A 26,478-nucleotide genomic window follows, 5' to 3' on the forward strand; every position below is an offset into this window, starting at 1 on the left:
GACTCAGAAATTGTCCTTCCAAGCACGAAGACCTGCAAAGATTGCACTGGGTTCACCGCTGGTAGCCGGGCGATATGCCGTAGGGAGTGCTTGTGGCGATATTTTATCGGCACGAAGGAAAGGGTTGATGCGTTTTTCCTGGCCGATAGTGCTAGGGAGGGTCATCTGTTTTTGCTCTCGTAATGCATTGACTTTGTTTGTGTAGCGCTGCACCTCTGCATCCTCAGGTTGAGCTGCTGAGGCAAATGCCATGTTTGCCTGAGTATATTCGTGCGTGCAATACACCAAGGTCTCGTCGCTCAGGGTAAGGAAGGTTTGCATTGATTGCCACATTTGCTCTGGCGTGCCTTCGAATAGGCGGCCACATCCTCCACTGAACAATGTATCCCCACAAAAGACCAACTGCTCATTGATATAGCTGATATGATCAAGGGTATGCCCCGGGGTGGCACGCACTAAGAAATTGAGCCCAAATACGTCAATGCTATCGCCATCTGCGAGCGTGTGCTCGATGCCCGTAAATGGGCTATTCTGTGGTCCGTACACCGGCGCCTCTGGGTAGGCTTGTTTCAGTGCGGCGACACCTGTTGTGTGATCCCAATGGTGATGAGTAACTAGTATCCCCGCCAGCTGGTAGTCATGCTGTTCGAGGTAGCGCATTACGGGTTCAGCATCCCCTGGATCGACTACATAAACGTGAGGTTTGGTGGGGTGCACCAGGGCCCAAATATAATTATCATTAAAGGCGTTGATTGCGTCGACTTGCACCATAGCGAATAGCTCTATATCGTTAACTTATGCCCCTTAGTATAACGAGCTAAATCTGTGAAACCAGCACTAAGCTTTCAACAACATCCTGCGCCCTATACCTGGCAGCAGTTTCCTCATGGTGACTACTTACAAAATGACGTAGAACGTAAGATGCAGCCGTGGTTAGAGCGCATGTTCGGTTATCACCTGTTAAAAATAGGCGATCTGAGCGTACAGCTAGATACGTCCGCGAGCCCCATAAAGCATCAAGTTGGGGTGGCAGCGCGTTCACAACAAGCTGGCGTACTTGCCGAAGTAGATGAGCTCCCTTTCTATGAAGGCAGTGTGGATGCGTGTATTCTGAGCCTGTGTTTAGAATATAACAGCGACCCCCATCATATTTTGCGTGAGGCCCATCGCACACTGATCGCCGGTGGTTACATTGTTATTACCGGCTTTAATCCGTTTAGCTTTTGTGGCGCTGCTAGCTTGATCCCATTTAGCCGTCAAAAACTGCCTTGGAGCGGGCGCTTCTTTACTCCTTCCCGAGTCAAAGACTGGCTCGACCTATTGGGCTTTGAGCTGATAGCTGATGAGCGCTTTTTACATGCTTCATTGGCACGAGGCTCGCGTTTATCGCGCTTTGCCCGCTGGCGCAGTTTTTGCCGTCAATATTTAAAACCCATGGGCAGTGTGTATATGCTGGTGGCACGTAAGCGGGTGACACCCCTGACCCCCATTAAGCCTAAATGGCACGCACGGCCAAGTTTTAAACCTGCTATTAAAGGCGTTGAGGTGAGTCGGCGGCAACGACGCGCGCACCCTGAAGATTAAACGGCACAGCTTTATCCATTAACTTAGGCTTATTGAGGGTGGCATCACGTTGCTGACGCTGTGCGATAAACTGCGGTGCTGATTGTTGCAAATGCACGTTTTGTTCACGCTGACAGCCAGTGGTGCTGTGGTAGTCTAAAGCTCGCCCCTCAGGTTGATAGTCGTGACACACCCACACCTTAGTGTCACTGGGTAGAGATAACAACTTTTGGATTGAATGGTAGAGCTGTTCAGCACTGCCTTTAGGAAAGTCACAGCGAGCGCTCCCAGAATCGGGCATAAACAAGGTATCGCCAATAAACACATGGCCATCAACGTAAATGCTAATGCCATCTGGGGTGTGTCCAGGTGTTGCAAGGACCTTGAGCTCATAATCACCTAAGGGCAGGCGGTCGTCATCATTGACCAGCTTGTCAAATTGCTCACCATTGGTGGCACAGGATAACTGATATATCGGCTTAAGTGTTTGCTGTACATCGCTGATATATTGACTGACCACCGTTTGCCCACCACATTGCTCACCAACGTAGTTACATGCGCTGAAGTGGTCGGCGTGTACATGTGTTTCAATGAGCCATTTAAGTGTTAATTGATGGCGCTCAAGGTAGCGGATAATGATATCAGCACTGGCAAAACTCAGTGTGTCTGTTGCCGCATCGTAATCAGCGACCGCATCAATCAACGCTGCATGTCGCGTGGTTGGACAAAACAGCACATAACTTAACGTGTGACTAGGAGAATGATAAAAAGGCACCACGGTGAGAGACATAGTTAATCCGTTTTAGGTATATGATATAACCAAAACTTATATTATATGTCTGCGTCTGTAAAGAGGGACAAGGTGGGTGCCTCAACACCGTCAATCTGTTGGTTGATAGCCGGTGTCTGCTAACAACGGTGCGCTGGTTGCAGCGGTGCGTGCGAGCTCATCGACAATGTCATTTTCTTTATGTCCGCTGTGGCCTTTAACCCAGCGCCAATCGATGGTGTGGCGTTGGCAAGCCTCGTCAAGGCGCTGCCATAAATCAACATTTTTAACCGGTTGCTTGCTGGCGGTACGCCAGCCGCGTTTTTTCCAATTCGCTAACCAGCTTTCTATGCCTTGTTTTACATATTGGCTGTCGGTAGTAAGGACAATGTCACAGGGGCGGGTGAGCGATTCCAAAGCGACAATTGCAGCGAGTAATTCCATGCGGTTATTGGTCGTGGTTTGATACCCCTGACTTAGCGTTTTTTCGTGCTTTCCGTAACGCATAAGAACACCGTATCCCCCAGGACCAGGATTCCCCAAACACGAGCCATCGGTATAAATTTCTACGCTTTTTTGCACGCTTTACCTTGTTATTATGTACAATGAACGAAGCAGCAAAGATAGCAAATATGAGCGTAAACTGATATGGCGCAAAGACAAATAGTGCTTGATACCGAAACTACAGGCATTAGCCCGAAAGAGGGGCACCGCATTATTGAGATTGGTTGTGTGGAGTTGATCAACCGCCGACTAACCGGTAACAATTTTCATGTTTACATTAATCCCCAGCGCGACATCGAAGACGAGGCCATCGACGTGCACGGGATCACCAACGAGTTTTTGCAAGATAAACCGCTATACCACCAAATAGCCGACGAGTTTCTTGACTATATCCGTGGTGCAGAACTCGTTATTCACAATGCCCCGTTCGATGTGGGCTTTATGGACCACGAATTTGCCATGCTGAATCGAGGCTACCCTAATACTGAGCAGGTGTGCCAAGTACTCGACACTTTAACCATGGCCCGGGAAATGCATCCCGGACAAAAGAATAACCTCGATGCGCTTTGCCGCCGTTATGATATTGATAATGCAAAGCGAACGTTGCACGGCGCATTGCTGGATTCTGAGATTCTTGCTGACGTCTACTTAGCGATGACCGGCGGTCAGAAGAAACTTAATTTGGCGCAACATAATGAACAGCAAAACCAAGGCGACGATGGTGACATCATTCGTTTAAACCCAGATAGACCTGCCTTAACGGTGCTGCGTGCTGACGAACAAGAGTTGGCGGCACATGAGCAGCGTCTAGACTTGGTAGAGAAAGAGGGCGGTCATTGTTTGTGGCGCACTCAGTAGAGATAAAAGGTGAAAAGGGTGGTGATGGCAAAATTAATTTTCATCAGTATGGTGCTGCTACTTGGTGTCGGTGTCAGTGCGCCAGCACTGGGCGATGAGCAGGAAAAGCTGACCGTATTGGCCGAGGGCAATGAAATCCCGCTGTTGGATAACCGCTTTCGGATTGACCACGATGTTGACAAGATTACGCTGCTCTTTTTTCGCCGCCAAGGCTCACCCGCCGTTGTGTTGGTGCGCCCAGATGGCAGTAAAATTTATGCCACCCACTCACTCAATGACGACAACCTACAGTGGCATGACGAACTCGGCTATGACTTAATCGTGCTCAACAAACCGATGCCAGGGCCATGGCAAGTGGTTGGGCAAATCTTGCCGGACAGCCGTATTATGGTTATCGGCGATATCTCTCTTCAAGTTGATGAACTTCCCCCTCTGCTTTTTCGTGGCGAAATTATTAAGCTGACGGGGAAGGTGTTAAATGATGGTGAGCAGGTGAAAATTGGCCGCTTCCGTGATGTCATTAACATGCAAGTTGATTTCGTTAGTACTAATAATAATGAATACAGTAACTTTGGTGCCCGCACAGAGCATGTTGCCAACTTTAAAGATGATGGCCGAGGTTTTGATGAGCGCCCGGGTGATGCGATTTTCACGGGGGAGTTTCGTCTTGATTTTGCCGCCGGGCAGTGGCGGCCAGAGATAGCCCTGACCACGCCCATCATCCAACGTAAAGTGGTGCAAGAGCCAGTGGTGGTCAAAGAGCCGCCGCTCACCTATGAGCTTCATGAGGGAGCCAAAGGCGAAAGCCACGAGTTACACATTACCCTCGATGAGCAGCTACTCGATCCGCAATCGGTGTTGCTCCAAGGAAAGATCTTTTATCCCAATAACGATGAACAAGCCTTTTCATTGCCAGCTGAGCAAGATAACACGCGCGTGATCACCATTAGCAATTACGAATGGGGGCGTTATTCGCTGCAAATAGAGCTATACGGCACGAACAGTAATGGCCGTGAGTTTATGGCGGCCCTGCCTGATTATGAATTTGCCATTGCTCGGCCCATAGAAAAGGTCGAAGAAATAGCGCCCCCGGTGAGCCAAGGGCCTACCGAATTGGCAGAGCAAAGTGATCAGCCAAGTGCGATGAGTAATGCGTTATTCTACAGCTTAGTGGTGTTGGGGAATGTGTTTATTTTGCTCGCTGGATGGGCAGCCATTCGCGTGTTGGTGCAAAAAAAGCCACTTTTAGGCAATATTAATTTATTGTTCTGGAAGAAAAAAAGTGCCCAAAGTGATGAGCAAGAAACAAACAGCTCTGAAGCTAACTCAGATAAAAATGGCTCAAAAAGTGATAAATCAGGTGAAATTTTAAACCTTTCGATGTCAGATGACTAAAAAAGCCCTAAAAATTCAAAAAAACTATTGACTCACCAAGGGGTGATTCGTATCATTCACGCCGCTGTCAGGGCAGAGCTTCTGGCAGTTTGGATATCGCGGAGTGGTAGTTCAGTTGGTTAGAATACCGGCCTGTCACGCCGGGGGTCGCGGGTTCGAGTCCCGTCCACTCCGCCAGTTATCCAGTGTTTGCTTACTCGTTGGAGTGGTAGTTCAGTTGGTTAGAATACCGGCCTGTCACGCCGGGGGTCGCGGGTTCGAGTCCCGTCCACTCCGCCAGTTAAGTAAACAGCCTTATTCCGTCGCGGAGTGGTAGTTCAGTTGGTTAGAATACCGGCCTGTCACGCCGGGGGTCGCGGGTTCGAGTCCCGTCCACTCCGCCATTCGGAATAGAAAAAATATAAATCTCTGCGGAGTGGTAGTTCAGTTGGTTAGAATACCGGCCTGTCACGCCGGGGGTCGCGGGTTCGAGTCCCGTCCACTCCGCCATCTTTATATTTTTTAGTACATTGCTTTATTCAGCGCTTGTTGCGGAGTGGTAGTTCAGTTGGTTAGAATACCGGCCTGTCACGCCGGGGGTCGCGGGTTCGAGTCCCGTCCACTCCGCCAATGTCTGAATAAACCCTATGTACACACATCGTCACTGCGGAGTGGTAGTTCAGTTGGTTAGAATACCGGCCTGTCACGCCGGGGGTCGCGGGTTCGAGTCCCGTCCACTCCGCCATTTAGACGATGCACTCATACCACTGCGGAGTGGTAGTTCAGTTGGTTAGAATACCGGCCTGTCACGCCGGGGGTCGCGGGTTCGAGTCCCGTCCACTCCGCCACTGAGTGTGCTCACTCAGTATTTCCAGATACATTCTTGTTATTCCTTTATCTATTCCCTTTTAATACCCGCTGTGGGTGCTGCTTCTATTTACCTGTAATTAGCCTAGATAGGCGGGTGCTGTGTTTTCTAGCTATAAGGGCGCTTGCAAAGAACGACGCTACATATGTAGGCGGTGCGTGAAGGCAGTTAACAGGGAGAGTGTGTGGCCAGCATGCACTGGCCACAGCAGTATTATTGACCTCTTAAATATTTATCAAGAAAAGACAGGTACGCATTGGCCGCTGTAATGCGGTTTTCACGCTTACTAAAGCCGTGGCCCTCGTCGGGGAAGAGTACATACTCAACTGGCACCCCGTTGGCTTTCACTGCGGCAACGAGCTCATCGCTTTCAACCTGTAGAACTCGGGGATCATTGGCTCCTTGTACCACTAATAACGGTTTTTTGATGTTATCTGCGTGGAACAACGGTGAAATACGACGATGACGCTCTTCATCGGTGGCCGGATCGCCCATCTCATCGTAGAGTGCCTTTTTGTAGCTCTCCCACCAAGGTGGAATGGATTTTAGTGTCCGCACCCAGTTAGTGACACCAAAGATATTAATACCCACTTCAAATTCGTCGGGGGCGAAGGCGAGTGCTGCCGCCGTAATATAGCCACCGTAACTGCCGCCGATAATGCCAATCTTATCGTTATCGACCCAATCCAGTGTTTGTAAGTGCTTTTTGCCGTAGATAATATCTTGTAAGTCTTCTTCACCGTGCTTTTTGTCATCGAGGTGAAAGAAGGTTTTGCCATAGCCGGCACTGCCACGGTTATTCACTGCAAAAACCGCGTAACCTTGGTTCACTAAGAACTGTCGCATAGCATTATAACCCGTGCGGCTTTGGCCACCTGGGCCACCGTGCACCCAGACTAAAGCAGGAACTTTATTCGTGGCTGAAGCCTGCTTAGGCTTGTACAAAATGCCGGGAATGGTGAGTCCATCAAAGCTTTTAAAGCGGACCACTTCGCTGCTCACGAGGTTTTCTTCAGCAATGTTTGCACTCAGGGTGTTGGTGAGACGCTGCGCTTGGTCGCTGCCAATGCGCCATACATATAGATTGCGTGGGCTGGTATCTGAGCTTAAATAAAATGACATGATTTGTTCATCATCACTAAATTCGACGCCACTGAGCGTGCCCTTAGGCAGTGTCGATGGCAATGCCAGCTCTTGGTTTGTCTTGGTGTCTAAAATCGTTACCTGGGTGCTGGCATCGGCATTGACGGCGCTGACGCGGTACCGCCCAGACTTTGAGTACTCCATAAAGCTGACATCCCAGTCGGCGTCCAAAGCAAGTTCATGCTCTTGTGTAGCCAAGTTATAGCGCCACATTTGGCGAAACTCGCCTTTGGCATTCGTAGTGTAATACAGTGATTGCCCATCAACACTGAAACTCCAAGCGCTATACTTGGCTGGTTGCTCGTGAGCGCTGAGAAGCTTAGGGCCTTCACCTGATGCAGTATCCAGTAGATAAAAATCACTATCACGGTTATCGTGGTGCTTAGTTAGCGCAATATATCGGCCATCTGGGCTGATGGCACTGACATCGAGCCCTGTTTCGTTGGTATAAACACGCTGAGACTCATAACTGTTGCTATCGAATTTGTATAAGTCCATAAACTTGGCGTCACGCTGGTTGCTCAGCACATAAAAATGTTGCCCGTCTTGGCTAAAGCCTGCAAATGCCGCGCGGGTCTCTTCGCCGGGCGTTAAGTCGGTGATCTCGCCTTGCTGATCGCGAACAAACACGTGCGTGCGCTCGTTACCACCGCTATCTCGGCTAAACAGAATTCGGTCGTCCTTGGGGAAAAATGCCAGTGCATAAGTGCTGTCTTTGGCGTCGGTCAGCTGTGTGCGAGCGCCGGTTTTAATGTCGACCTCATAGAGGTTAAACACCCCATTCTCATCACTGCTCAGTAGCAGTTTATCACCACTATGGTTGATGCTATTGCCCCTTAAACTCACGGTATCGTAGAAGGTCTCGGCGCTGTAAGTTTGGAACTGGCTTTGCGTTTGTACACTTTGTAGCTCGTTAGAAGAGCTCTGCTGGCATCCAGCTAGAGAGAGCGCGATGGCGCCTGCTAGGGCGCTGGCAATAAAATGCTTCGCTATCATAAATATATATCCTGTTAGTTTTTTAGGTATTGTTATTTTCGCTTTTAGTGTTCGGGTTCACGCTGGGAAAAGCAAGGCTAGGGAGGGGCTTTTTTAGGTGCAAATTGTTAGCAAATTTTGCAACAGCCATAAAAAAGCCAGCATATGCTGGCTTGGTGTCGTGGAAAAGTGCAATTGTGCACAAATTATTAAGCAGCAGACGCCTTTTTGTTTGGTCGTCTGCGCGCCGCTTTACCCGCGAGTAGGTCGGCGGGATCAAAGTCATCAACGTTGATCACATTCAAACGTTGCTGCTCGACATCGCGCAATTGATGGGCTTCTTGCTCACTGAGCACGCCTTCATCAAGGCCCATTTGTGCAACCTTATCAAGCTGAGTGAAAGGCAGCTTTTTGCCCGTCGCGCGGCATACCTTATCGAACAGCGGCTCCACAGCAAGAATGTTGCGTAGTGTCTGCTCTTGTTTACCGAGTAGGCTGTGTGGGCCATCGGTTAAGAAGATATGCTGTGACAAGCGCTCACGAGTCTCGTTAGGCGTTTGCAGTAGCTGGGCAATAACATGCTCTTGCTTATCGGTTGGCTTGCGCACTGGGCGGCCCCAAGGGAACAAAATAACCTTAAGCACACCGCGCAAAAACACTGAGGGCATGTTATTGATTAAATCAGCCAGCGCACGCTGACAGCGATACAAGTATTCCTGACAGGCCCATTTAACTAATGGCAAATCTTCTTTGCGGCGGCCTTCGTCGTTGTAGCGTTTCAAAGTCGCTGAGACTAAGTACAGGTAACTTAGCATGTCACCAAGGCGTGCAGAGATGCGCTCTTTGCGTTTTAGTGAGCCACCAAACACCGCCATACAAATATCAGACATCAGCGCCAAAGAGGCACTGAAACGCGCCGCATCGCGATAAAACTCTGTGGTTTCATCTTTATAAGGCACGCTGGTAAAACGCGCTCCGGTTAATGCTAGCCACTTCGTACGTACCAAGTTAGAAATGGTGTAGCCGATATGGCCCATTAGAGCATTGTCGAATACATCCAAAGCTTCATTGCTGTCTTCGATGCTACAGGCATTCAGCTCGGTTAACACAAACGGGTGACAGCGAATCGCGCCTTGACCGTAAATAATCATGTTACGAGTGAGGATGTTGGCGCCTTCTACGGTGATCGCAATAGGGGCACCTTGATAACCTCGGCCAAGGTAGTTATTTGGCCCTAGGCAAATGCCCTTACCGCCATGAACATCCATAGCATGCATGGTGGACTCACGCATTTGCTCGGTCAGGTGATATTTCAAAATGGCTGAAATGACAGATGGCTTTTCACCTAAATCAACCGCGCCGGTAGACATACTGACCGCCGCATCACTGGCATAGGCGTAACCGCCCAGTTTCGCCATAGCTTCTTCAACACCTTCCATTTTGCCAATGGGTAGGCGGAATTGGCGGCGAATACGGCTGTAAGCACCGGTGGCAACAGCAAGCGATTTAATGCCGCCCGTTGAATTTGAGGGTAGGGTAATAGCACGACCAACCGACAAACACTCAACCAGCATACGCCAGCCTTGACCAGCCATTTTTGGACCACCAATGATGTAGTCTAGTGGCACGAAAACGTCTTCGCCTTGGGTTGGGCCATTTTGGAACGGCACATTCAAAGGGAAGTGGCGACGGCCAATTTTTACGCCTTCCATATCGGTTGGAATAAGCGCACAGGTAATGCCGAGCTCTTCTTCATCGCCCAGCAAGCCGTCTGGATCACGTAGCTTAAAAGCAAGACCAAGCACTGTCGCAACCGGTGCCAGTGTGATGTAGCGCTTGTTCCAAGTTAAGCGAATACCAGTCACTTCTTCGCCGTTAAATTCACCCTTACAGACCACACCAAAATCAGGAATGGCACTGGCATCAGAACCCGCTTCGGGAGAGGTCAGTGCGAAGCATGGGATCTCATCACCTTTAGCCAAACGAGGGAGGTAATGGTCTTTTTGCTCTTTGGTACCATAGTGCTGGAGCAGCTCGCCTGGGCCTAATGAGTTAGGGACACCGACAATTGACGATAACAAGGTCGACTTACTGGTGAGCTTTTGCAGCACACATGATTGGGCGTAAGCTGAGAACTCTAAACCACCAAATTCTTTTTTGATGATCATGGCGAAGAACTTATTGTCCTTCAGATATTGCCAAACCTCTTCCGGTAAATCGGTAAGCTCGTGGGTTGCTTCCCAATCGCTAAACATACCGCACACTTCTTCCACGGGTCCATCAAGGAAAGCCTGCTCTTCAGCGCTCAGCTTTGGAATGGGGTACTGGTGTAGTTTATTCCAGTTAGGACGACCACAAAAAAGATCCGCTTCCCACCATGTAGTACCAGCATCAATGGCTGACTTTTCGGTATCTGACATCGTCGGGGTGACTTTTTTGAAAGCCGCAAAAAGAGGTTTTACGAGGTATTGCTGTCGAACTGTCGTTACAGACAGAGGCACGGCAATAACTAAAAAGATAAGCCAGCTAATGATACCAAAACCACCGGCAATGGTGCCGACAATCATTGTTGCAACGGCAAGACCGAGGCAGGTATTAAAACTGGCGCGATGGTAACTGGCGTAAGACAGCACCACAATAAGCGCAAGTATAAAAAAAGAAGTGTCATAATCTGATTCCTTGTTAGAGGTCTGACCACTAGCAGCTAGATTAGCGTTACTCAATTAGGGTTGCAAGCCCTCTTGGACTAATTATAGGGTGCTTGCACCTTTTATCACTGATAAATTTTGCAGTGTTTCAAATAGCGCTAAATATTTACAGTGTATACGTCATGTGTTTCTTACCTTTGCTTATTTTCATACATACGTTTATCTGCTAAATGAATTGTTGCTTCGACATTTGAGCCTTCAGAGCTGTCAGCAAAACCAATACTGGTAGGTATAGTTATATTGTGGCCATCCCATACTATGGGTTCGGCTTCGATAGCGTGTTCTATTTTATTCACTACATCAGGGATTTCACTTTTCAGTGTCACTCGAGTCAACAGAATTAAAAACTCGTCTCCTCCATAACGAATGGCAATATCGGACGAACGAATGCAATTTTTGATGCGCCAAGCGACCTCTTTTAAAATAGCGTCTCCGCACGCATGCCCATAGCTATCATTAGCTTCTTTAAATTTGTCTAAATCAATACAGACTACGGCATAACTAGGAGGTAATTGAGTTGAGTCAAGCTGGGCTGAATATTCATGAAGGAATCTACGGTTTGGAAGGTTGGTTAGTGGGTCGTGTAGCGCTGCGCTTCGTGCCTTCATATAGTTTATAAGTAGCAGAAGTAATATTACGAAAACCAAAGTGGATATAATGGCACCCGAAACGACTGCCACATAAAACATAGAATTAAAAGCACCAGCTGGTTTAGCATATACCTGTAATTGCCAACTATTATGTGGAATGGAAATTTCGAGTACGGAAGCGGGAGTTGATGCTTTTAAGTGAGCGTGACCAAATGAAAAAAGTTCCGATTGGTTGGGGCTTGAAACGAGTATGAATGTATCCTGTAAGTGAGCTATCTTACTATCCATTAACAGCCTTTGATGATCCAATACGATACTTAACACTCCCCAGTACCGATTGTTATCAGGATAGTCTAGGTAAATAGGGAAGTGCACTAATATGCCTTGGCCGCCTTGGACCAAATTCACAGGTTCAGTGATATGGATAAACCCGTCTTCTTTAGCGGCTAGGACACCAGCATACTGCTTTGGTTTTGTCCTGTAGTCTAAGCCAATTGCCTTATTGTTAGCCTCTAACGGAAACACTCGAGTAACCACATCGTTAGGCGCTAAAGCGAGATTTCGCACGTAAAATGTTTTTTTCAAAACGTTTGTGGCGACCGGACCCCAATTCTCTAATGCTTTATCAGGGTCAGAAGATACAATATTGGCTAGCCGGTCAATTGCATGGAGTTCTTTGTAGAGCTTCGACTCGATTGTGGCCTTAATGAGCATGACCTTATTTCTCAACTCATTTTGAGTCGCTTGTTCACCCTTATCGTAAAATACCATTGAAACGTGATACACAATGAAAGCTGCAGTGGCTATATAAGCGACTGCTGCGGTGACTAGCAAGAGTGTGCTTTTATTGGATATCATTTAATCGCGCTTGGACTTCAAACTAATTTAATTACAATAAGTGTAGTAGGGTACAATGACAATAAAAAGTGTCGCTCAAACATTGACTTACTTAAATGGTGAGTAATTGTGGCTTAGAGAAGTGATATTCTTTTTCGTTTGCACTAGCGCTTATATCAAGAGTACCTTTGGAGCTAGCGGAAACAAATTTAATTTAGCTAATAAGCTATCGAATAACGAGTACTTTTGGTTCATTCATAACAGTGAACGATAGCTTTTTTGATTAGGTTTTATTTTATATGTTTGTTTTTATTTAGGAATTTATTGATGTGTGAGTTGCTTGGCATGTCTGCCAACGTACCAACAGATATTTGTTTTAGTTTTACCGGCTTGTTAGAGCGTGGCGGAAATACGGGCCCGCACAAAGATGGTTGGGGGATCACGTTTTATGAGGGTAAAGGGTGTCGCTCATTTAAAGACCCATTGCCGAGTAGCGAGTCGGAAATAGCCAAACTGGTGCGCGCGTATCCCATAAAAAGTAAGTCGGTGATCAGTCATATTCGTCAAGCGAATCGTGGACGAACTTGCTTGGAGAACACCCATCCGTTTACTCGCGAGTTATGGGGTAAGGAGATAACCTACGCGCACAATGGTCAGCTCTCAGACTACAGTGATTTAAAGCCCTCTTACTATCGTCCTGTCGGTAATACCGACAGTGAGCTGGCGTTTTGCTGGTTGCTCGACAAAATTCGTGAAAAGTACCCCACAAAACCCAGCAATATGGCGAGTGTTTTTCGTTACGCAGCCAAACTGGCGCACCAACTAAGAGAAAAAGGCGTATTTAATATGCTGCTAACCGATGGTGTGTTTGTACTGGCGTATTGTACTAACAATTTGCACTGGATCACTCGCCGCGCACCTTTTGGTAAAGCCACGCTAATCGATGCTGATATGGTGGTTAACTTTCAACAGGAAACCACTCCTGATGACATAGTGACGGTCATCGCAACGCGGCCATTAACCAATGATGAGCGTTGGCAAAAAATGCAACCTGGCGAGTTCGTCTTGTTTAAGTTGGGCGAGAAAATTTAACAACGTACTTGTTTAAATAATGTGAACAAATAAAAAGCCATCTATACTCGGTGCACGCGTTGCCCTAACTTTTGGGCCTAAAAGATTAAAACCAGCGAGTAGAGTAGGATGGCTTTACCTTATATTCATTACCCTTCAAACCCCATCGCCAAACCGCCGTGTGGCATGAAAGATGCGCGCATGTTCGGCTTTTTCTTAGTAGGCTGTGAGCAAAAAATGCAGCACTTTGTTGATACCACGTTGAATTCAATCGACTCCTCACCTTACTTTTTTAAAGTACTGGGCTCATCGCCGTTACTAAGCTTTACTGATATCACCCGCATCGCTTCGTTGCAGGCGCCCTTTAGTGAATATGGCTGGATGCAAGAGACTGATATCATCATCTGGTTGCCTGTCGTCAAACAAGAAAAGGGTGATGACCGCGCTTTGCATCTATATTGGTTTCCTGCCTTTATTTGTGTAAATAACATAAATGCTTTAATTAATGGCCGCGAGATTTGGGGTTATAACAAATATTTATGTCGCTACAGCATGCCCGAGAATAAGCGGGCAAACAGTGACTTTTCGCTGCAACTAGAAACCTTTCAACCTTACCACCCAAACACGCAAATGGCCTGGCATGAGCTCTTACGGGTTCGTAGAGTGGATGATAATGATAATTGGCTAAGCGAAGCGTATGAGACGACTAAAGAAATAGCCGAGTTATTGTCGCAAGGAGCGCAAGGGGCGCACCTGAGCAAAGAGCTCATCAAACAGTTGTTAGGCGGGGTTACACACCCTTATTTAGACCAAATTTTGTTTAAACAATGCCCGGATGGAATGGCCCAAAACAGTCTTTACAGCGCCGTGCTGCACTCGCCCTCAACCATCAATGCTATTCATGAGGTGGGGTTATTAGAAGGGGAGTATGAGGTTGATATTCGCCATCTTGATGCGTTTCCACTGCAGCAACTCTTTGGTATCGCTACAGGTAAGCAATGGGCGCGGCTGCCTTATTACGTCAATATGGACTTTGAGCAGGCTGGGGCAAGGGTAATTGTGGAGCAAGGTTATGTCTGAGCAGCAAAAAATCGCGATTCTTGGTGGTGGCGTCAGTGCTATGACCGCTGCTGTGTATTTAACGGAAAAAGCCAATTGGCAACAACAGTTTGATATAACCGTGTATCAGCAAGGCTGGCGTTTGGGTGGCAAAGGCGCCAGTGGTCGCAACGCAAATATGGGCCAACGTATTGAGGAGCATGGCTTACATGTTTGGTTTGGCGCCTATGTAAATTCGTTCCGCACCATAGAGCGAGTTTATCAAGCACTGGATAGACCTGCGACTCACCCTATGGCAACGTGGCAACAGGCATTTAAACCTCATGATGTTATCGCCTTACAAGAGCATATTAACGGCCAATGGCAGCCTTGGGCCATTGAATTTCCACGAATCGAGGGGAACCCTAGTGCGGGCACTTTGGATTTACACTTTTGGCAAATTGCTCGGCTTTTGGTCGCCTGGCTAAAGAAGTTTGTCGACGATATAGAGCATGAGCTGGCACATAAACCTGTACTCACCACTCGGAAGCGGCGTGATCAGCATCTTTTAGCCAGCATTATGGAGCAAGTGCAAAGTACCTTCAGCAGTATCACTCTGGAGGTAAGTCAGTTTTACACCGAGCTACGTCAAGATGCGCAGCAGGTTATTTCTAACCCTAGGTTATTATTAGAGCAGCTTAGTGCTTTACTCAATTTGCGTGTTAACGACGAAAGTTTTAGTCACAAGTCGGATCGTTTGGGAACTTGGTATATTGTCCGTAAGCTTAAGCGCTGGCTGCGTGAAGAAGTTCGTGAGTTACTCGATGACAATGCGAAGCTGCGTCAAGCCTATATTTGTGCCGATTTAGCGATTGCCATGTTGGTTGGTTTAATACGCGACAAAATTCATGAGCGTGGCTTTGCCAGTATTAATGACCGTGATTTACGCCAGTGGCTTAGCGATAATGGTGCAGACCCGCACTTTAGCGTTGATAGCGCTCCAGTAAGAGGGTTTTACGACTTAGTGTTTGGCTACCAAGATGGCGATTTTAGCAAACCGAATGTGGAGGCGGGGGTCGCAGCCTTGGCTATCCTACGAATTCTGCTGTGTTACCGTGGCGGCGTAATGTGGAAGATGCAAGCGGGAATGGGCGATGTTATTTTTGCGCCCATCTACGAGCTATTAAAGCAGCGCGGCGTGAAATTTGCCTTTTTTCATCAGGTGCAGCAATTGTATCCCGACAGTAGCGGGCGCTTTGTGCAAAAGATTGAGCTGTGCAAGCAAGTTGATCTTAAGCACCCAGATTATCATCCTTTAGTGGATATCCACGGCTTACCTTGCTGGCCAAGTGAGCCGTTATATACACAAATTAACGCAGACCAAGCGCAACTATTAAAGACCCACAACATAAACCTTGAGTCACATTGGAGTGACTGGGAGGCGGTGTATGAGCATCATTTTTCTGCACCGCTTGAACGTATTACCCTAGAGCGCGCAGTGGACTTTGATCATGTGATATGTGGTGTATCAGTGGCAAGCATGGAGCATATAGCGCCAGCGCTTTTAGCAACAGACACTCAGCTAGCGACGAGTGTTAAGGAGCTTGGCACCGTGGCTACCCAAGCAATGCAGCTGTGGCTAAATAAAGACGATCGGCAGCTAGGTTGGCAAGCATCGACAAAACCGCCTATCCTCAGCGCGTTTTCCAAGCCCTTCGATACCTGGGCCGCGATGGCACACCTACTACCTTGGGAACAGTGGCCAGAGGATAATCAACCAGTTAATGTCGCGTATTTTTGCAGCGCCTATACGTGCGCTGATTTCCCTCCCGCGAGCGACACGGGCTTTGCGCAGCAGCAATTGCAAAACGTGAAAAACAATTGCCTCAACAAACTTAAGCACAGCATGCATTATTTGTGGCCAGAAGCTGGCGATAGTGAAGGCTTCCAATGGCATACTTTGTATGCTCCTGCGAGCGCACAGGGTGAGCAACGTTTTGATTATCAGTATTGGCGCGTAAACCTCGACCCCAGCGAGCGTTATGTGTTGTCATTAACTGGCACGAGTCAGTACCGTTTGCATACGCAAGAAACCGACTTTAGCAACCTCTACATTACTGGAGATTGGATTAGCACCGGCGTTAATGCCGGTTGTGTAGAGGCGGCGGTGATGGCTGGCATGCAAACAGCACGGGCGCTATCCGGCGTGCCAACCCATATTAGTGGTGAGCGCGGCTTTTTACCTTGGTAACACGCTACTGTTATGACGAGGTTTCTTCTATACTAAGATCAATAATTAAATTAATGCGTTATAAAAAAATGACTTGGCAACTTAAGCGGACTCTGCTGTGTATACCTTTTGCTTGTACGACGGTCGCACAGGCTCAACAAACTTCAGCTGATGAGCAGATGGAAGTGATCGAAGTGTACGCGCAAAAACGGGCTCAGCAAGCCAGTGAAGTCGGTGTATCGATTACCTATATCGGCGAGCAACAGCTCACGGATGCGGCTATCAAAGATACCACCGAGTTGGGACGGTTCTCGGCAAATGTGAAAATATCGCAAAATGCCGCCGAAGGTACACCGCCGGCCATTAATATTCGTGGTGTTGGGCTGATTGATTACAATACCGCTAATACTTCCCCGGTCGGTTTGTATGTTGATGGGGTAAACAGCGGCTCTGCCAGCCATCAAATTGCTAACCTATACGATATACAGCAAGTGGAGGTTCTGAAAGGGCCACAAGGTACGCTTTTTGGCCGTAACACCACCGGGGGCGCAATTTTAGTGCGCACTGCACGCCCTGAGTTCGATAACTACGGCTACGTCAAAGGCGCTATTGGCAGTGATGATTGGCGTCAAGCGCAGCTGGTGGGGAATATGCAGCTGTCCGAACAGCAAGCTTTGAGAGTAGCGTTAAATCACCAGAAATATGATTACACCAGTTACAACCTAGCCCAAGCCTACCCCGAAGCCGGCCTTGAGCAAAATGACGCCCGGGTTAGTTATTTAGGGCAGTGGCAACAGCTCAATTGGTTCACTAAAGTTGAGTACAGTCGCTGGCAGGGACTGATACAGCCTGTCGGAAACATTGGAATTATATCTCCCAGCGATGGCTCACCTTGTACATTGGCTCAAATTAACCAAGGTGAGTGTGTTGACGCATTTGGTTTTAATGATGGCAGCGATGACTTCTGGGCGGTGAAGGTAAACAACAACAATGCTCATGAAACTACCCGTTGGGGACTCACTAATGAGTTAGGTTGGCAAGTGAACACTCACTGGCAAGCGCTCTGGTTACTGGGAGTGAGCGACCTTGAGCGCGACCATGGTTTTAATTGCGATGGCTCGCTCGCACGGTTGTGCGAAGGAAACCTCGGGTTGCAGACACGCAGCTTGAGCAACGAACTAAGACTGCAAGGACACTATCAGCAGCATCATATTACCTTGGGTGCATATCAGTTATCCGAGCAAATAGAGCAGTTAAATAACAATGATTTGCTGCGTGACTTTCGCGGCATCTTAGACCCGAGCCTGACGGCTAATTTTTTATACGATAACGAGATAGACACTCGCTCTTGGGCACTGTTTGCTCATGCTCAATGGCAGTTATCGCCGCGTTGGGCATTGATAACTGGGGTACGCTACAGCGATGAAACTGTCGAGTATGATTCTCTCTCCACACTCAATGTGCCGATTGCCGCAGACCCTCAAGGCGGCATCACCATTGATTACTACCAAGTCAGTGGACAGCAAGATGATGACGGCGTTTCTACGGAGCTGGCGCTGCACTACACTGATAGCCGTGATAACCTTTATTATTATCGTTATTCAGACGGCCATAAGAGCGGTGGCTACAATGGCGGTTTCTTATCTACGCCAGAGCAGGCGCAACAGGCTAACTACGGACCAGAGCAGCTTAGCGCCCATGAGATAGGGTTTAAAACGCCATTAATGCGCTCAGGCTTTGGTTTTGATGGGGCTATTTTTTATTATCAGTACGACGACCAACAAGTCTTCATGAATCAAGCTTCAGCTAACCCACAGCAACCGCCTTTGCAATTGTTGGAAAATGTCGCTAGTTCGCGTATTAGCGGAGCGGAGTTGACAATGTATTATCGCCCTAAAGGGCCCTGGCGTGCACACTTAGCACTTGGTTATATCCCTAATGCAGAGTTTGAGCAATATACAGATCCCCTAGGCAACACCTTGACGGACCATAGGTTGCCATTTACCTCTAAGTGGAATATCAATGGCGCACTGGCTTACTCGTGGGCATGGACCAACGTCGATATGAGGGCGGGGGTGTCATTTGATTTCCAATCAGATTATTATTTTGATCAAAACGAAAACCCTATTGCGTCTCAAGGCGATTATACACTGTGGGATGCGCATATTGTGGCCGATTACCAGCAATGGCAAGCAAGGTTATGGGCAAAAAATGTGTTTGATACACACTACAGCCATTTAAAGTTCGATCTCAGCGAGTTTTTAGGAATGTATGAAGACTTCAAGGGCGAAGGCAGGCGTGTAGGTTTGGATGTAACCTTCCATTTTTAAGATAGATCCTTGAGGTTGTTGTGACGAGGCACTTAATACAGGTATTGATGGGGTTACTGTTGCTGATAAGTGCCCAGACACATTCGGCGAGTTTGCAGCACGTGGTGGTAACACAGAATTCCATGGATTTTGACGCGCCACCCCATTACTACCGCATCAGCGAAACAGCTCAATTACCGACATCAAAAAAACAGTTACTTAGCTGGCTGGAACAGCAGCCTAAAGTAGAGCGTCCGCAGTTATTTGGTGGGCGTTACGTCAGCGTCTACAAGGTCACGAATCAGTCTTCGCAGCAGCAGTGGGTGTATGCCCCCTACAATAGCGTGGTATCTGTCATTAATACGCAGGTATTTACGCAATCAGGAAGCACGCTTTATCAAAGCGGTGAGCGCGGTCAGTATGAGTTTGCTTTTCACTATGGGAAAACACTCACCCTGCCGTTAGATGAGTCGGTAATTATCGTGACCGAGTTTCATAGCGCGGCATTTTATACCCCGCCAAAAATAAAGCTATCTACGCCGGGTGATTATCAGCAGCAAGCGATTTGGGAAAACCTCATCATGATGCTGTGTTTCAGTGTGGGTATTGTGCTGGGGCTCTACAACTTATTGATTTACCTAGGCTCGAAAGACAAAACTCATCTTTACTATGCATTTTTTACTGCTGCCTGGGTGTTTGCATGGAGTCACTTCTTTCATATTCCGAGCCAGCTTTTTGCCATCGACTTGACCGCTCTGCACTGGTTTGGCTTTATTCTAACACCTTTGGCTAACACCCTATTTTACATCCACCTGCTCAAGCTTAATGAGACCCACCCACGATTTGCCCGAGGAGCGTTAATCTTCTCATGGGTGTCGTTAATTGGTTTGCCAATAAGTGTAATCTCCCCCGGAGCTGGGTTTATTTGGGCCACATTCGCGACCGCGATAGCGCTGTGTTTAGGGCTTTACATTGGTATTAGACGAATAATGCAAGGCTACAAACCAGCCCGTTATTTTGTGTTGGCTTACATGTGTATGGCGCTACCAAATATGGTGGGCAACTTAACTAACCTTGGGCTATTGCCTTCGGTCAATATTAATTTGTATCACCTTGGTTTAATCGGTACAGCGTTGGATGCGTTGTTACTCGCTTTTGCCGTGGCCGACAAGTTTAGACTGATTAATGATGCCAATGTTGAATTAACTAAAAATCTTGAAGCAAAAGTGCAAGAGCGTACGGGTGAGTTGCAGGCGTTAACGGTTGAGCTACGGGATGCCAGCGAAGCAAAAACTCGCTTTTTGGCGAACATGAGCCATGAGATCCGCACTCCTATGACATCTATCATTGGTTACGCTGAAGGGCTGTTATTAGGGGATGTAAAAGCGAATGAGCAAAGCCAAGCGACCCATGTGATTGCACAAAACGCCCGCCATGTGCTTGGGTTACTCAATGATATTCTCGACATGTCGAAAATAGAAGCCAACCGTCTTGAGGTCGAAAGCGCGAAAACGCACTTATTTAGCGCCATAGGCCAAGTGGAGTCTATTCTTGGTAAGCAAATTCGCGATAAAGGTTTGGGATTTTCGTTGCATTACCACTTTCCATTGCCGGACTATATCTACACTGACGCCACTCGGTTGCGACAAATATTGTTAAATTTAACCGCCAACGCCTTAAAATTTACCAGTGTTGGCAGCATTAATATTGATGTTGCAGCAAAGGATGAGCGCCTTATTATCACCGTAAAAGACACCGGTATTGGCATGAGCGAGCAAGAACAGTTTCAGCTATTTGAAGCCTTCTATCAGGCGGACTCTTCCACTTCACGTAAATACGGTGGCACTGGGTTGGGCCTAAATATATCAAAGAGCTTGGCGCGCAAACTCGGTGGCGACATTGACGTGCAGAGTATTCAGGGGCAGGGCACCGCTTTTACTGTCGATTTGGCGCTTAAAACAACCGAGCAAACGCAGTGGTTAGAGAGCTACAGCAAAGCGCTCAATGCGGATGAGCATAGTGAGGATTGTATCGCTCAAAGTGAGCTGCATGGTCATGTACTGTTGGCAGAGGACAACCGTGATAATGCCAAATTGCTGCAGCGTATATTGGAGCGCATGGGATTGCAGGTGACTTGGGTCGAAAACGGGCAGTTAGCTGTCACTCAGGCGTTGGAAAGAGACTTCGACCTAGTGTTGATGGATATCCAAATGCCCATTATGGATGGCGAGCAAGCACTGTCGTTTTTGCAAGCGACGGGGTGCACTACGCCGGTGATAGCACTCACGGCGAATACCATGAGCCATGAAATTGAGCGATATTTAAAGCTTGGATTTGCGGATCACCTTGGCAAACCCATCGACAGAGAGCAGTTTGCTAAAAAGATTGCCCACTATCTCGCACTGCCGGAGCAATTTGTTGATATTGATTTACCTGAGTCGGATATGCAGGCTCTTCGCGATGACTATGTATCAGGATTGGCTGAGCAGCGGGTGCAGCTAGAAAACCAATCCAGATATGGGGACTTGATCGGGCTTGGTAAGTCGGTTCATGCCCTTAAAGGAAGCGCTGCAATGTTTGGTTTCGAGCAGCTTCAAGCGTTAGCGGAGCAAGCGGATAAGATATTAAAAAGTGAGCACCCAGAACAGGCTATGGGATTAATTGATGGCCTCATCGCAGAGCTAGCTAAGCTTGAGCACGATGCGCTTAAGCGCGACCCGAACTTATGTTAATGGGTCGCTTTTTCAAGGTAAAGCATGCGAGGACAGGTGACGCGGTTTAGATTAGACGACTCAGTCTGATTGTAATCGCCTTTGCATATCTTGGCGCACAATTTCCAGTGCCGCGAGCGCGGTACTTGGTTCAATGTCGTTTTGTTCCAACAGCATGATTAGGTCTACGGCTAATTTTACTTCTTCTGGTGCGTTATCGAGATTGTTCTCGGGTTTGGGCATGACTTCCTCGCTTTGCGATTAGGCTTAAGGCTACTTTTATGGCGGCCTCAACCTTCTCCTGCATTTGCTCAGCTTCAGCTGTGGATAGGTAAAATGCCATGTCAACATCAAAGCGAATATAGCGGGGTGGAAGTTGATTGAGCACCGTACAACATAGGTCCGCTAGTGTATCGCTGTCATACATATGCTGCAATTGTTGGCGATCGATTTCCTCTAATACCAACTTTTCGTAATAATTGTGGACGTCGTCATGTAGTTTCATAACTCACTGTTTTCCCGTAACTATACCATCTTAATTAGCATAGCTCAGGTTACCTAACTGTCCAATATAAAGCACTGATGAAATTGCTTTAAAAGTTGCCAATGCACTTTGACAAGCTGCTCTACATTGCGTTGATATCCGCCGCCAAGCATAGTGCAAATTGGGATTTGATGGTGTTTTGCATGAGTAAGCACCTGAGCATCACGAGCGCCGACACCGTCCAAGCTTAGGCTCAGGGTTCCTAACTCGTCATCGCTGTGTACATCGGCCCCGGCATTATAGAAAATAATATCCGGGCGATGCAGACGCTGCGTTAACTTTAGCGCTTGTGTGAGTGTCTCCAAGTAAACACGGTCGTTGCAATGCAAAGGCAGAGCAAAGTCGTAGTCTGAGCTTTGCTTGATTCGTGGAAAGTTGCGCTCACCATGCAATGACAAGGTTGTAATGGCGTCGTCACTTCCAGCGATGGCGGCGCTGCCATCACCTTGGTGAACATCTAAATCAATAATAAGGGCGTTATCAATGAGCCCCACTTGATACAAATATCGAGCTGCGGTGATAGCATCATTAAAAATACAAAAGCCACTGCCATAGTTGCCAAAGGCATGGTGGTAACCGCCCGCTAAATTCATCGCGGCCCCGTCTTTAAGTGCCGCTTGGGCTGCGCCCAAAGTGTTGCCAACTGATTGTAGGGTGCGCTCTACCAATGCGTCGCTGTGGCAAAAGCCGATGCGTTTTTGCGCTTTATCCGCCAACGTGCCAGTGATGAACTGATGAACGTAGTCAGCATCATGAGCAAGCTCTAACGTGCTCACCGAGATAGGTTCGGCGCAACTAATAGTAAAACCTGATTTGAGTTCTGGGTGTGCGCACAGCATGTCGAAGAGTTGTTGATATTTACTGATTGGAAAACGATGGTGAGCAGGTAGGTCGAGCTGAGAGTAGATAGGGTGATAAAATAATTTCATCGTATCGCTTGTTTCTCTGCTAATTGTATTTTTTCTTCACAGGCGCTAATGGCCTTACGACAGCGTCCTAAGCGTGCGTGCAGCGCTAAGACTTCCTGATTTAACTTAGCAACGGTGGTGGCATCAGCGCCATGCATCTGTTGTTTGCGGTCGTCAATCATTTGCCCCAAGCGACGTTCAAATTCGTGATTTTTAGCCAGCTCTTGATAAAGCTCATTGGTTGGCTGAATAATTTTTTTCACCGCTTTTTGGTACTTTTTTGCCCTCGCCGTAGGTGTATTTTCTTTCGCCCACACAGAGGTTGCTTTAAGCACTTTGACGATGGCTTCTATTTGCTCGGTAATATGCGTGAGAGCGAAACCATATTGATGACGACCTTGATGCTCAAGGCTTCTCGTGAGTCTTTCAAGTTGCGTTTGCACTTCATCAACGTAATCAACGAGCAGCATACTTTTGCTATTAAACACACTGCGATCGAACAATGCATGTTTGGATTGCATAAAACGATTTTTAGCAAACCAATTGGCTTTATCAAATTGTTCAGCATCATTGCGCAGACGCTCCAGTTGTTGCTGTAATCGCGCTAATGCATGGCCAGAGCTCATTACAAATAAGCCTCATAGACGAGTTTCAGTGCTAACACAATAACAACGGTGTTAAATACCGGGCGGATCATTTTTGAGCCGAAGCGAATAGCTGAATGAGCCCCCAGCCAGGCCCCTAACATCAAGAATAACCCCATGGTGGCGCCGAGTAAGAAGTTAACATGACCGAGTGCTACAAAGGTGATCAGTGAAATAAAGTTACTGACAAAATTCATCGAGCGGGCTAAACCGCAATTGATCAACAGGCTCATTTTATAAAGGAGGCTATTTGACGCGGTCCAGAATGTGCCCGTGCCCGGGCCAGCCATGCCATCGAAAAAGCCTAAGGCTAAGCCTTGTAGCCACTGTTTTATGCGTATAGCGCCAGAGAGCAGCGGTAAATCGTTACTTTGCTGTGGACTGAGCTTGCCAAATAAGGAGTAGATAGCGACGGCGATGATCACCACAGGAATGAGTTTGTTGAGAAACTCGGTGCTCATACTATCGACCAATAAGGTGCCTAGGGTAGCGCCGATAGCGGTGGCCAGAATTGACGCAGCCCAGAACTTAGGGTCGAACAAACGTTTACGGTAATAGGTGACACTGGCTGTCAGTGAGCCAAAACTGGCCGCTAACTTGTTAGTCCCCAGAGTTAAATGCGGGGGTAATCCGGCAGTAAGTAGGGCAGGTACGGTTAACATACCGCCGCCGCCGGCGATAGCATCTATAAAGCCTGCAGCAAGGGCTACGGCGCATAAAATGGCCCAAGTCGATGGGTCGAGAGCTAGTTCAAACATCTAATAATCTATTTTTCGTTTAAAGGGCGGCAAGGTATCGAGCATGGCTTTACCATAACGCTTGGTGATTAAGCGGCGGTCGAAAATGGTAATCACACCACTGTCTCTTTCTTTGCGCAGCAGTCTACCACAGCTTTGTACTAATTTCTTGGCGGCGTCCGGTACGGTAATGGATAAAAACGGGTTGCCCCCTTTTTGCTCTACAAACTCTGCTTGCGCTTCTTCAATCGGTGAGGTGGGCACCGCAAACGGGATTTTTGTGATCACTAGATTAGTCAGGTAATCGCCCGGCAAATCGAGGCCTTCAGACAAACTTTGGGTGCCAAACAGCACACTGCCTTGGGCATCATCAATACGGCGCTTATGGCGTCGGATCAATGTATCCCGAGATAGCTCGCCTTGCATTAAAATGTCCCACCCTTGTTTACGCAAACGCTCGGCGACATGGTGCATTTGCCAATAAGAAGCAAACAACACCAGATTGGCTTTGGATTTATCTAGGGTATTGGGCAGTGCTTTGGCAAGGTAATCGCTAAACGCTTTGTCGGTTGGCTCACACTCGGTTTTGGGAATATGCAGCTGCGCTTGATTGGGGTAATCAAACGGTGAGGGCACCTTGATAAACTTAACTCCTTGCTCTGAGCGTAGCCCGCTTTCATGGGCAAAATGTTCAAAGGAGCCCAAGGCGCTGAGCGTGGCCGAACACAATACCGCTCCTGCACACTCGCGCCATAATTTATCTTTGAGGTAAAACCCCACTTCAATAGGGCAGTCACTCAGGAGGTAGTCATGATGGTTTTTATACTCCATGCGCTTTATCCACCTGGCATGGGGAACGCTTTCGCTTTCTTTAGCATAACTTTGCCACAGCTTTTGTAGCGTTTCTAAACGGGCTATATATTGCCCACTTTCAGCTAAAATAGGGTCAGCAATAAACGGCTTTACATCGCCATCATTTACGTCGCTACTGAGCGCTTCGTGCATCTTGTTGAGGGTGCGTAGCGCCGTTTTACTGGCTTCACTGATATCTTTGGCTTGCACTGTGAGCTGTTGCGGCAGCACTCCGTGAGAGAAACGATAGGTGTCGTCTTCGGTGTATTGAAAGTCTGCACTATCAAGCATACTCAGCACGGCTTTCATGCCTCTGGCCACATCATCAAGGGCATCATTGAGTTTAAATTGGCTGCCTGATGCGCTGGCGCTAAAAATGGTTTGCGCCATTTTGCCGCTGAATTTGAATAGTTTCTCGAGCCAATCCTGAGTCCCTTTTAAGGTTGCTGCGGCAGATGAAAAGTCGCGAGTGATATGCGGTAAGTGGTGTGCTTCATCAATCACATAAATACAGTTTTCTGGCTCCGGCAAAATCACGCCACCGCCGAGTTCCAAATCGGCCAATAATAGGCTGTGGTTGGCCACTAACACATCCATTTGCGCTATTTTTTGCCGCGCAAGATGGAAAGGGCAGGTTTGGTGTGCTTTCATCTGCCGTTGGCAGGCATGCTTATCACAGGCAATAAGGTGCCATACGCGATCTGGGATCACGTCGGCCCATGAGTCTCGGTCACCTTGCCACTGTTTGTTTTGGTAAGCATCATGCAGCTGATGCAGACATTTTTGCTCCATGTCACTCAAAGGAGAGCTTAAAGTGGGCGTCAACGCGAGTTGCTCTTGTTCGCCATTGACGGCGTTATGGAGCTTATGGGCGCAGATATAGCGCCCCCGGCCTTTGACCAAATCATAACTAAAAGTAAGACCGCTGTGCTGGGCAAAAAAGGGTAACTCTTTATAGAGCAGCTGCTCTTGCAAGGCTACTGTAGCGGTTGCAATCACCAGCTTTTTATTACGTTTGAGTGCCAGTGGTAAGGCACCTAAGCAATATGCCAAAGATTTGCCGGTTCCGGTTCCGGCTTCGACCACGCAAATGCGCTGCTTTTTGTCGTATTCACCAGCGAGTGTTTTTGCTATTTCTGCGACCAAGTAGTTTTGGCTAGCACGAGGGCGATAATCGTCCATGCTTGAAGCTATCCGCTGATGAGCGTTTCGGATTGTTTTTTTCAGCGGATCGGATAGCATGGT

Annotated in this window: 20 protein-coding genes and 7 tRNA genes; 15 read left to right on the plus strand and 12 right to left on the minus strand. The window is 47.8% G+C overall.

Annotated elements, in window-relative coordinates; translation table 11 throughout:
- Positions 1–3: 3 nt before the first annotated feature.
- Positions 4–771: a hydroxyacylglutathione hydrolase gene (gloB, locus tag PRUTH_RS03300; RefSeq protein ID WP_151172515.1), complete on the minus strand. Its 768-nt coding sequence runs from the start codon at positions 769–771 to the stop codon at positions 4–6.
- A 54-nt stretch (positions 772–825) separates the two neighbouring features.
- Here gloB and PRUTH_RS03305 point away from each other — a divergent pair, with 54 nt between their 5' ends.
- A complete protein-coding gene (locus tag PRUTH_RS03305) occupies positions 826–1,584 on the plus strand; it encodes a class I SAM-dependent methyltransferase (RefSeq protein WP_130148395.1) in 759 nt (252 codons plus the stop codon).
- Here PRUTH_RS03305 and PRUTH_RS03310 read toward each other — a convergent pair.
- Positions 1,532–2,353 carry an MBL fold metallo-hydrolase gene (locus tag PRUTH_RS03310; RefSeq protein WP_151172516.1) on the minus strand — a complete coding sequence of 274 codons (822 nt, stop codon included), beginning with the start codon at positions 2,351–2,353 and terminating at the stop codon, positions 1,532–1,534. The genes PRUTH_RS03305 and PRUTH_RS03310 overlap by 53 nt on opposite strands.
- A 90-nt stretch (positions 2,354–2,443) precedes the next feature.
- Positions 2,444–2,914, minus strand: coding sequence for a ribonuclease HI (rnhA, locus tag PRUTH_RS03315; protein ID WP_151172517.1), 471 nt, complete (start codon positions 2,912–2,914; stop codon positions 2,444–2,446).
- A 66-nt stretch (positions 2,915–2,980) separates the two neighbouring features.
- On the opposite strand from rnhA, the gene dnaQ reads away from it, so the two are divergent.
- The 9 genes from dnaQ to PRUTH_RS03360 all read left to right on the plus strand — a co-directional run bounded on the left by dnaQ (position 2,981) and on the right by PRUTH_RS03360 (position 5,916).
- The gene (dnaQ, locus tag PRUTH_RS03320) at positions 2,981–3,694 is read left to right on the plus strand and encodes a DNA polymerase III subunit epsilon (protein WP_022946716.1); all 714 of its coding nucleotides are present in this window, start codon (positions 2,981–2,983) and stop codon (positions 3,692–3,694) included.
- A 24-nt stretch (positions 3,695–3,718) separates the two neighbouring features.
- Positions 3,719–5,089 carry a TIGR03503 family protein gene (locus PRUTH_RS03325; protein WP_138548978.1) on the plus strand — a complete coding sequence of 457 codons (1,371 nt, stop codon included), beginning with the start codon at positions 3,719–3,721 and terminating at the stop codon, positions 5,087–5,089.
- A gap of 100 nt (positions 5,090–5,189) precedes the next feature.
- A tRNA-Asp gene (locus PRUTH_RS03330) sits at positions 5,190–5,266 on the plus strand.
- Between the two features lie 25 nt (positions 5,267–5,291).
- A tRNA-Asp gene (locus PRUTH_RS03335) sits at positions 5,292–5,368 on the plus strand.
- Positions 5,369–5,395: 27 nt separating this feature from the next.
- A tRNA-Asp gene (locus tag PRUTH_RS03340) sits at positions 5,396–5,472 on the plus strand.
- Positions 5,473–5,501: 29 nt separating this feature from the next.
- Positions 5,502–5,578 (plus strand) — tRNA-Asp (locus PRUTH_RS03345).
- A 43-nt stretch (positions 5,579–5,621) separates the two neighbouring features.
- Positions 5,622–5,698 (plus strand) — tRNA-Asp (locus PRUTH_RS03350).
- A gap of 38 nt (positions 5,699–5,736) precedes the next feature.
- Positions 5,737–5,813, plus strand: a tRNA-Asp gene (locus PRUTH_RS03355).
- Positions 5,814–5,839: 26 nt separating this feature from the next.
- Positions 5,840–5,916: transfer RNA gene (locus tag PRUTH_RS03360), tRNA-Asp, on the plus strand.
- A 233-nt stretch (positions 5,917–6,149) separates the two neighbouring features.
- On the opposite strand, the gene PRUTH_RS03365 is transcribed toward PRUTH_RS03360, so the two are convergent.
- From PRUTH_RS03365 to PRUTH_RS03375, 3 genes are all read right to left on the minus strand, one after another.
- Complete coding sequence (locus tag PRUTH_RS03365) at positions 6,150–8,075, minus strand: S9 family peptidase (RefSeq protein WP_151172518.1); 1,926 nt, start codon at positions 8,073–8,075, stop codon at positions 6,150–6,152.
- A gap of 188 nt (positions 8,076–8,263) precedes the next feature.
- Entirely contained in the window at positions 8,264–10,777 is a 2,514-nt protein-coding gene (gene fadE / locus PRUTH_RS03370) for an acyl-CoA dehydrogenase FadE (RefSeq protein ID WP_151172519.1), read from the minus strand.
- Between the two features lie 116 nt (positions 10,778–10,893).
- Complete coding sequence (locus PRUTH_RS03375) at positions 10,894–12,210, minus strand: diguanylate cyclase domain-containing protein (protein ID WP_045979774.1); 1,317 nt, start codon at positions 12,208–12,210, stop codon at positions 10,894–10,896.
- 306 nt (positions 12,211–12,516) lie between these two features.
- Between PRUTH_RS03375 and PRUTH_RS03380 the strand changes: the two genes are divergently transcribed.
- From PRUTH_RS03380 to PRUTH_RS03400, 5 genes are all read left to right on the plus strand, one after another.
- A complete protein-coding gene (locus PRUTH_RS03380) occupies positions 12,517–13,281 on the plus strand; it encodes a class II glutamine amidotransferase (RefSeq protein ID WP_022946720.1) in 765 nt (254 codons plus the stop codon).
- Positions 13,282–13,389: 108 nt separating this feature from the next.
- A complete protein-coding gene (locus PRUTH_RS03385) occupies positions 13,390–14,340 on the plus strand; it encodes an acetoacetate decarboxylase family protein (protein ID WP_045979773.1) in 951 nt (316 codons plus the stop codon).
- Positions 14,333–16,549: an FAD-dependent oxidoreductase gene (locus PRUTH_RS03390; RefSeq protein ID WP_151172520.1), complete on the plus strand. Its 2,217-nt coding sequence runs from the start codon at positions 14,333–14,335 to the stop codon at positions 16,547–16,549. Before PRUTH_RS03385 ends, PRUTH_RS03390 begins: the two co-directional genes overlap by 8 nt.
- Positions 16,550–16,602: 53 nt before the next feature.
- Positions 16,603–18,858, plus strand: coding sequence for a TonB-dependent receptor (locus PRUTH_RS03395; RefSeq protein WP_257221011.1), 2,256 nt, complete (start codon positions 16,603–16,605; stop codon positions 18,856–18,858).
- Between the two features lie 20 nt (positions 18,859–18,878).
- Positions 18,879–21,569 (plus strand): 7TM diverse intracellular signaling domain-containing protein, encoded by a 2,691-nt coding sequence (locus PRUTH_RS03400; RefSeq protein WP_257221012.1) that lies wholly within the window; start codon positions 18,879–18,881, stop codon positions 21,567–21,569.
- Between the two features lie 60 nt (positions 21,570–21,629).
- On the opposite strand, the gene rsmS is transcribed toward PRUTH_RS03400, so the two are convergent.
- Genes rsmS through dinG form a run of 6 tightly spaced genes read right to left on the minus strand, consistent with a single transcriptional unit; the run spans position 21,630 to position 26,475 of the window.
- Complete coding sequence (rsmS, locus tag PRUTH_RS03405; RefSeq protein WP_053910977.1) at positions 21,630–21,791, minus strand: pleiotropic regulatory protein RsmS; 162 nt, start codon at positions 21,789–21,791, stop codon at positions 21,630–21,632.
- Entirely contained in the window at positions 21,763–22,053 is a 291-nt protein-coding gene (locus PRUTH_RS03410) for a late competence development ComFB family protein (protein ID WP_053910976.1), read from the minus strand. Before PRUTH_RS03410 ends, rsmS begins: the two co-directional genes overlap by 29 nt.
- A gap of 53 nt (positions 22,054–22,106) precedes the next feature.
- Complete coding sequence (locus tag PRUTH_RS03415; protein WP_151172522.1) at positions 22,107–23,021, minus strand: histone deacetylase family protein; 915 nt, start codon at positions 23,019–23,021, stop codon at positions 22,107–22,109.
- Positions 23,018–23,626 (minus strand): primosomal replication protein, encoded by a 609-nt coding sequence (locus PRUTH_RS03420; RefSeq protein WP_138547882.1) that lies wholly within the window; start codon positions 23,624–23,626, stop codon positions 23,018–23,020. The genes PRUTH_RS03415 and PRUTH_RS03420 overlap by 4 nt, the downstream gene beginning before the upstream one ends.
- Positions 23,626–24,402 (minus strand): TSUP family transporter, encoded by a 777-nt coding sequence (locus PRUTH_RS03425; RefSeq protein ID WP_151172523.1) that lies wholly within the window; start codon positions 24,400–24,402, stop codon positions 23,626–23,628. The genes PRUTH_RS03420 and PRUTH_RS03425 overlap by 1 nt, the downstream gene beginning before the upstream one ends.
- Positions 24,403–26,475, minus strand: coding sequence for an ATP-dependent DNA helicase DinG (gene dinG / locus PRUTH_RS03430; protein WP_151172524.1), 2,073 nt, complete (start codon positions 26,473–26,475; stop codon positions 24,403–24,405).
- Between the last annotated feature and the right edge of the window lie 3 nt (positions 26,476–26,478).

Source organism: Pseudoalteromonas ruthenica (assembly GCF_008808095.1).
GTDB lineage: Bacteria > Pseudomonadota > Gammaproteobacteria > Enterobacterales > Alteromonadaceae > Pseudoalteromonas > Pseudoalteromonas ruthenica.

Coding starts and splice junctions, on each gene's coding strand:
- gloB (WP_151172515.1), bottom strand. CDS start 771: ATGGTGCAAGTCGACGCAATCAACGCCTTTAATGATAATTATATTTGG.
- PRUTH_RS03310 (WP_151172516.1), bottom strand. CDS start 2,353: ATGTCTCTCACCGTGGTGCCTTTTTATCATTCTCCTAGTCACACGTTA.
- dnaQ (WP_022946716.1), top strand. CDS start 2,981: ATGGCGCAAAGACAAATAGTGCTTGATACCGAAACTACAGGCATTAGC.
- PRUTH_RS03325 (WP_138548978.1), top strand. CDS start 3,719: ATGGCAAAATTAATTTTCATCAGTATGGTGCTGCTACTTGGTGTCGGT.
- PRUTH_RS03365 (WP_151172518.1), bottom strand. CDS start 8,075: ATGATAGCGAAGCATTTTATTGCCAGCGCCCTAGCAGGCGCCATCGCG.
- PRUTH_RS03375 (WP_045979774.1), bottom strand. CDS start 12,210: ATGATATCCAATAAAAGCACACTCTTGCTAGTCACCGCAGCAGTCGCT.
- PRUTH_RS03380 (WP_022946720.1), top strand. CDS start 12,517: ATGTGTGAGTTGCTTGGCATGTCTGCCAACGTACCAACAGATATTTGT.
- PRUTH_RS03385 (WP_045979773.1), top strand. CDS start 13,390: ATGGCTTTACCTTATATTCATTACCCTTCAAACCCCATCGCCAAACCG.
- PRUTH_RS03390 (WP_151172520.1), top strand. CDS start 14,333: ATGTCTGAGCAGCAAAAAATCGCGATTCTTGGTGGTGGCGTCAGTGCT.
- PRUTH_RS03395 (WP_257221011.1), top strand. CDS start 16,603: ATGCGTTATAAAAAAATGACTTGGCAACTTAAGCGGACTCTGCTGTGT.
- rsmS (WP_053910977.1), bottom strand. CDS start 21,791: ATGCCCAAACCCGAGAACAATCTCGATAACGCACCAGAAGAAGTAAAA.
- PRUTH_RS03410 (WP_053910976.1), bottom strand. CDS start 22,053: ATGAAACTACATGACGACGTCCACAATTATTACGAAAAGTTGGTATTA.
- PRUTH_RS03415 (WP_151172522.1), bottom strand. CDS start 23,021: ATGAAATTATTTTATCACCCTATCTACTCTCAGCTCGACCTACCTGCT.
- PRUTH_RS03420 (WP_138547882.1), bottom strand. CDS start 23,626: ATGAGCTCTGGCCATGCATTAGCGCGATTACAGCAACAACTGGAGCGT.
- PRUTH_RS03425 (WP_151172523.1), bottom strand. CDS start 24,402: ATGTTTGAACTAGCTCTCGACCCATCGACTTGGGCCATTTTATGCGCC.
- dinG (WP_151172524.1), bottom strand. CDS start 26,475: ATGCTATCCGATCCGCTGAAAAAAACAATCCGAAACGCTCATCAGCGG.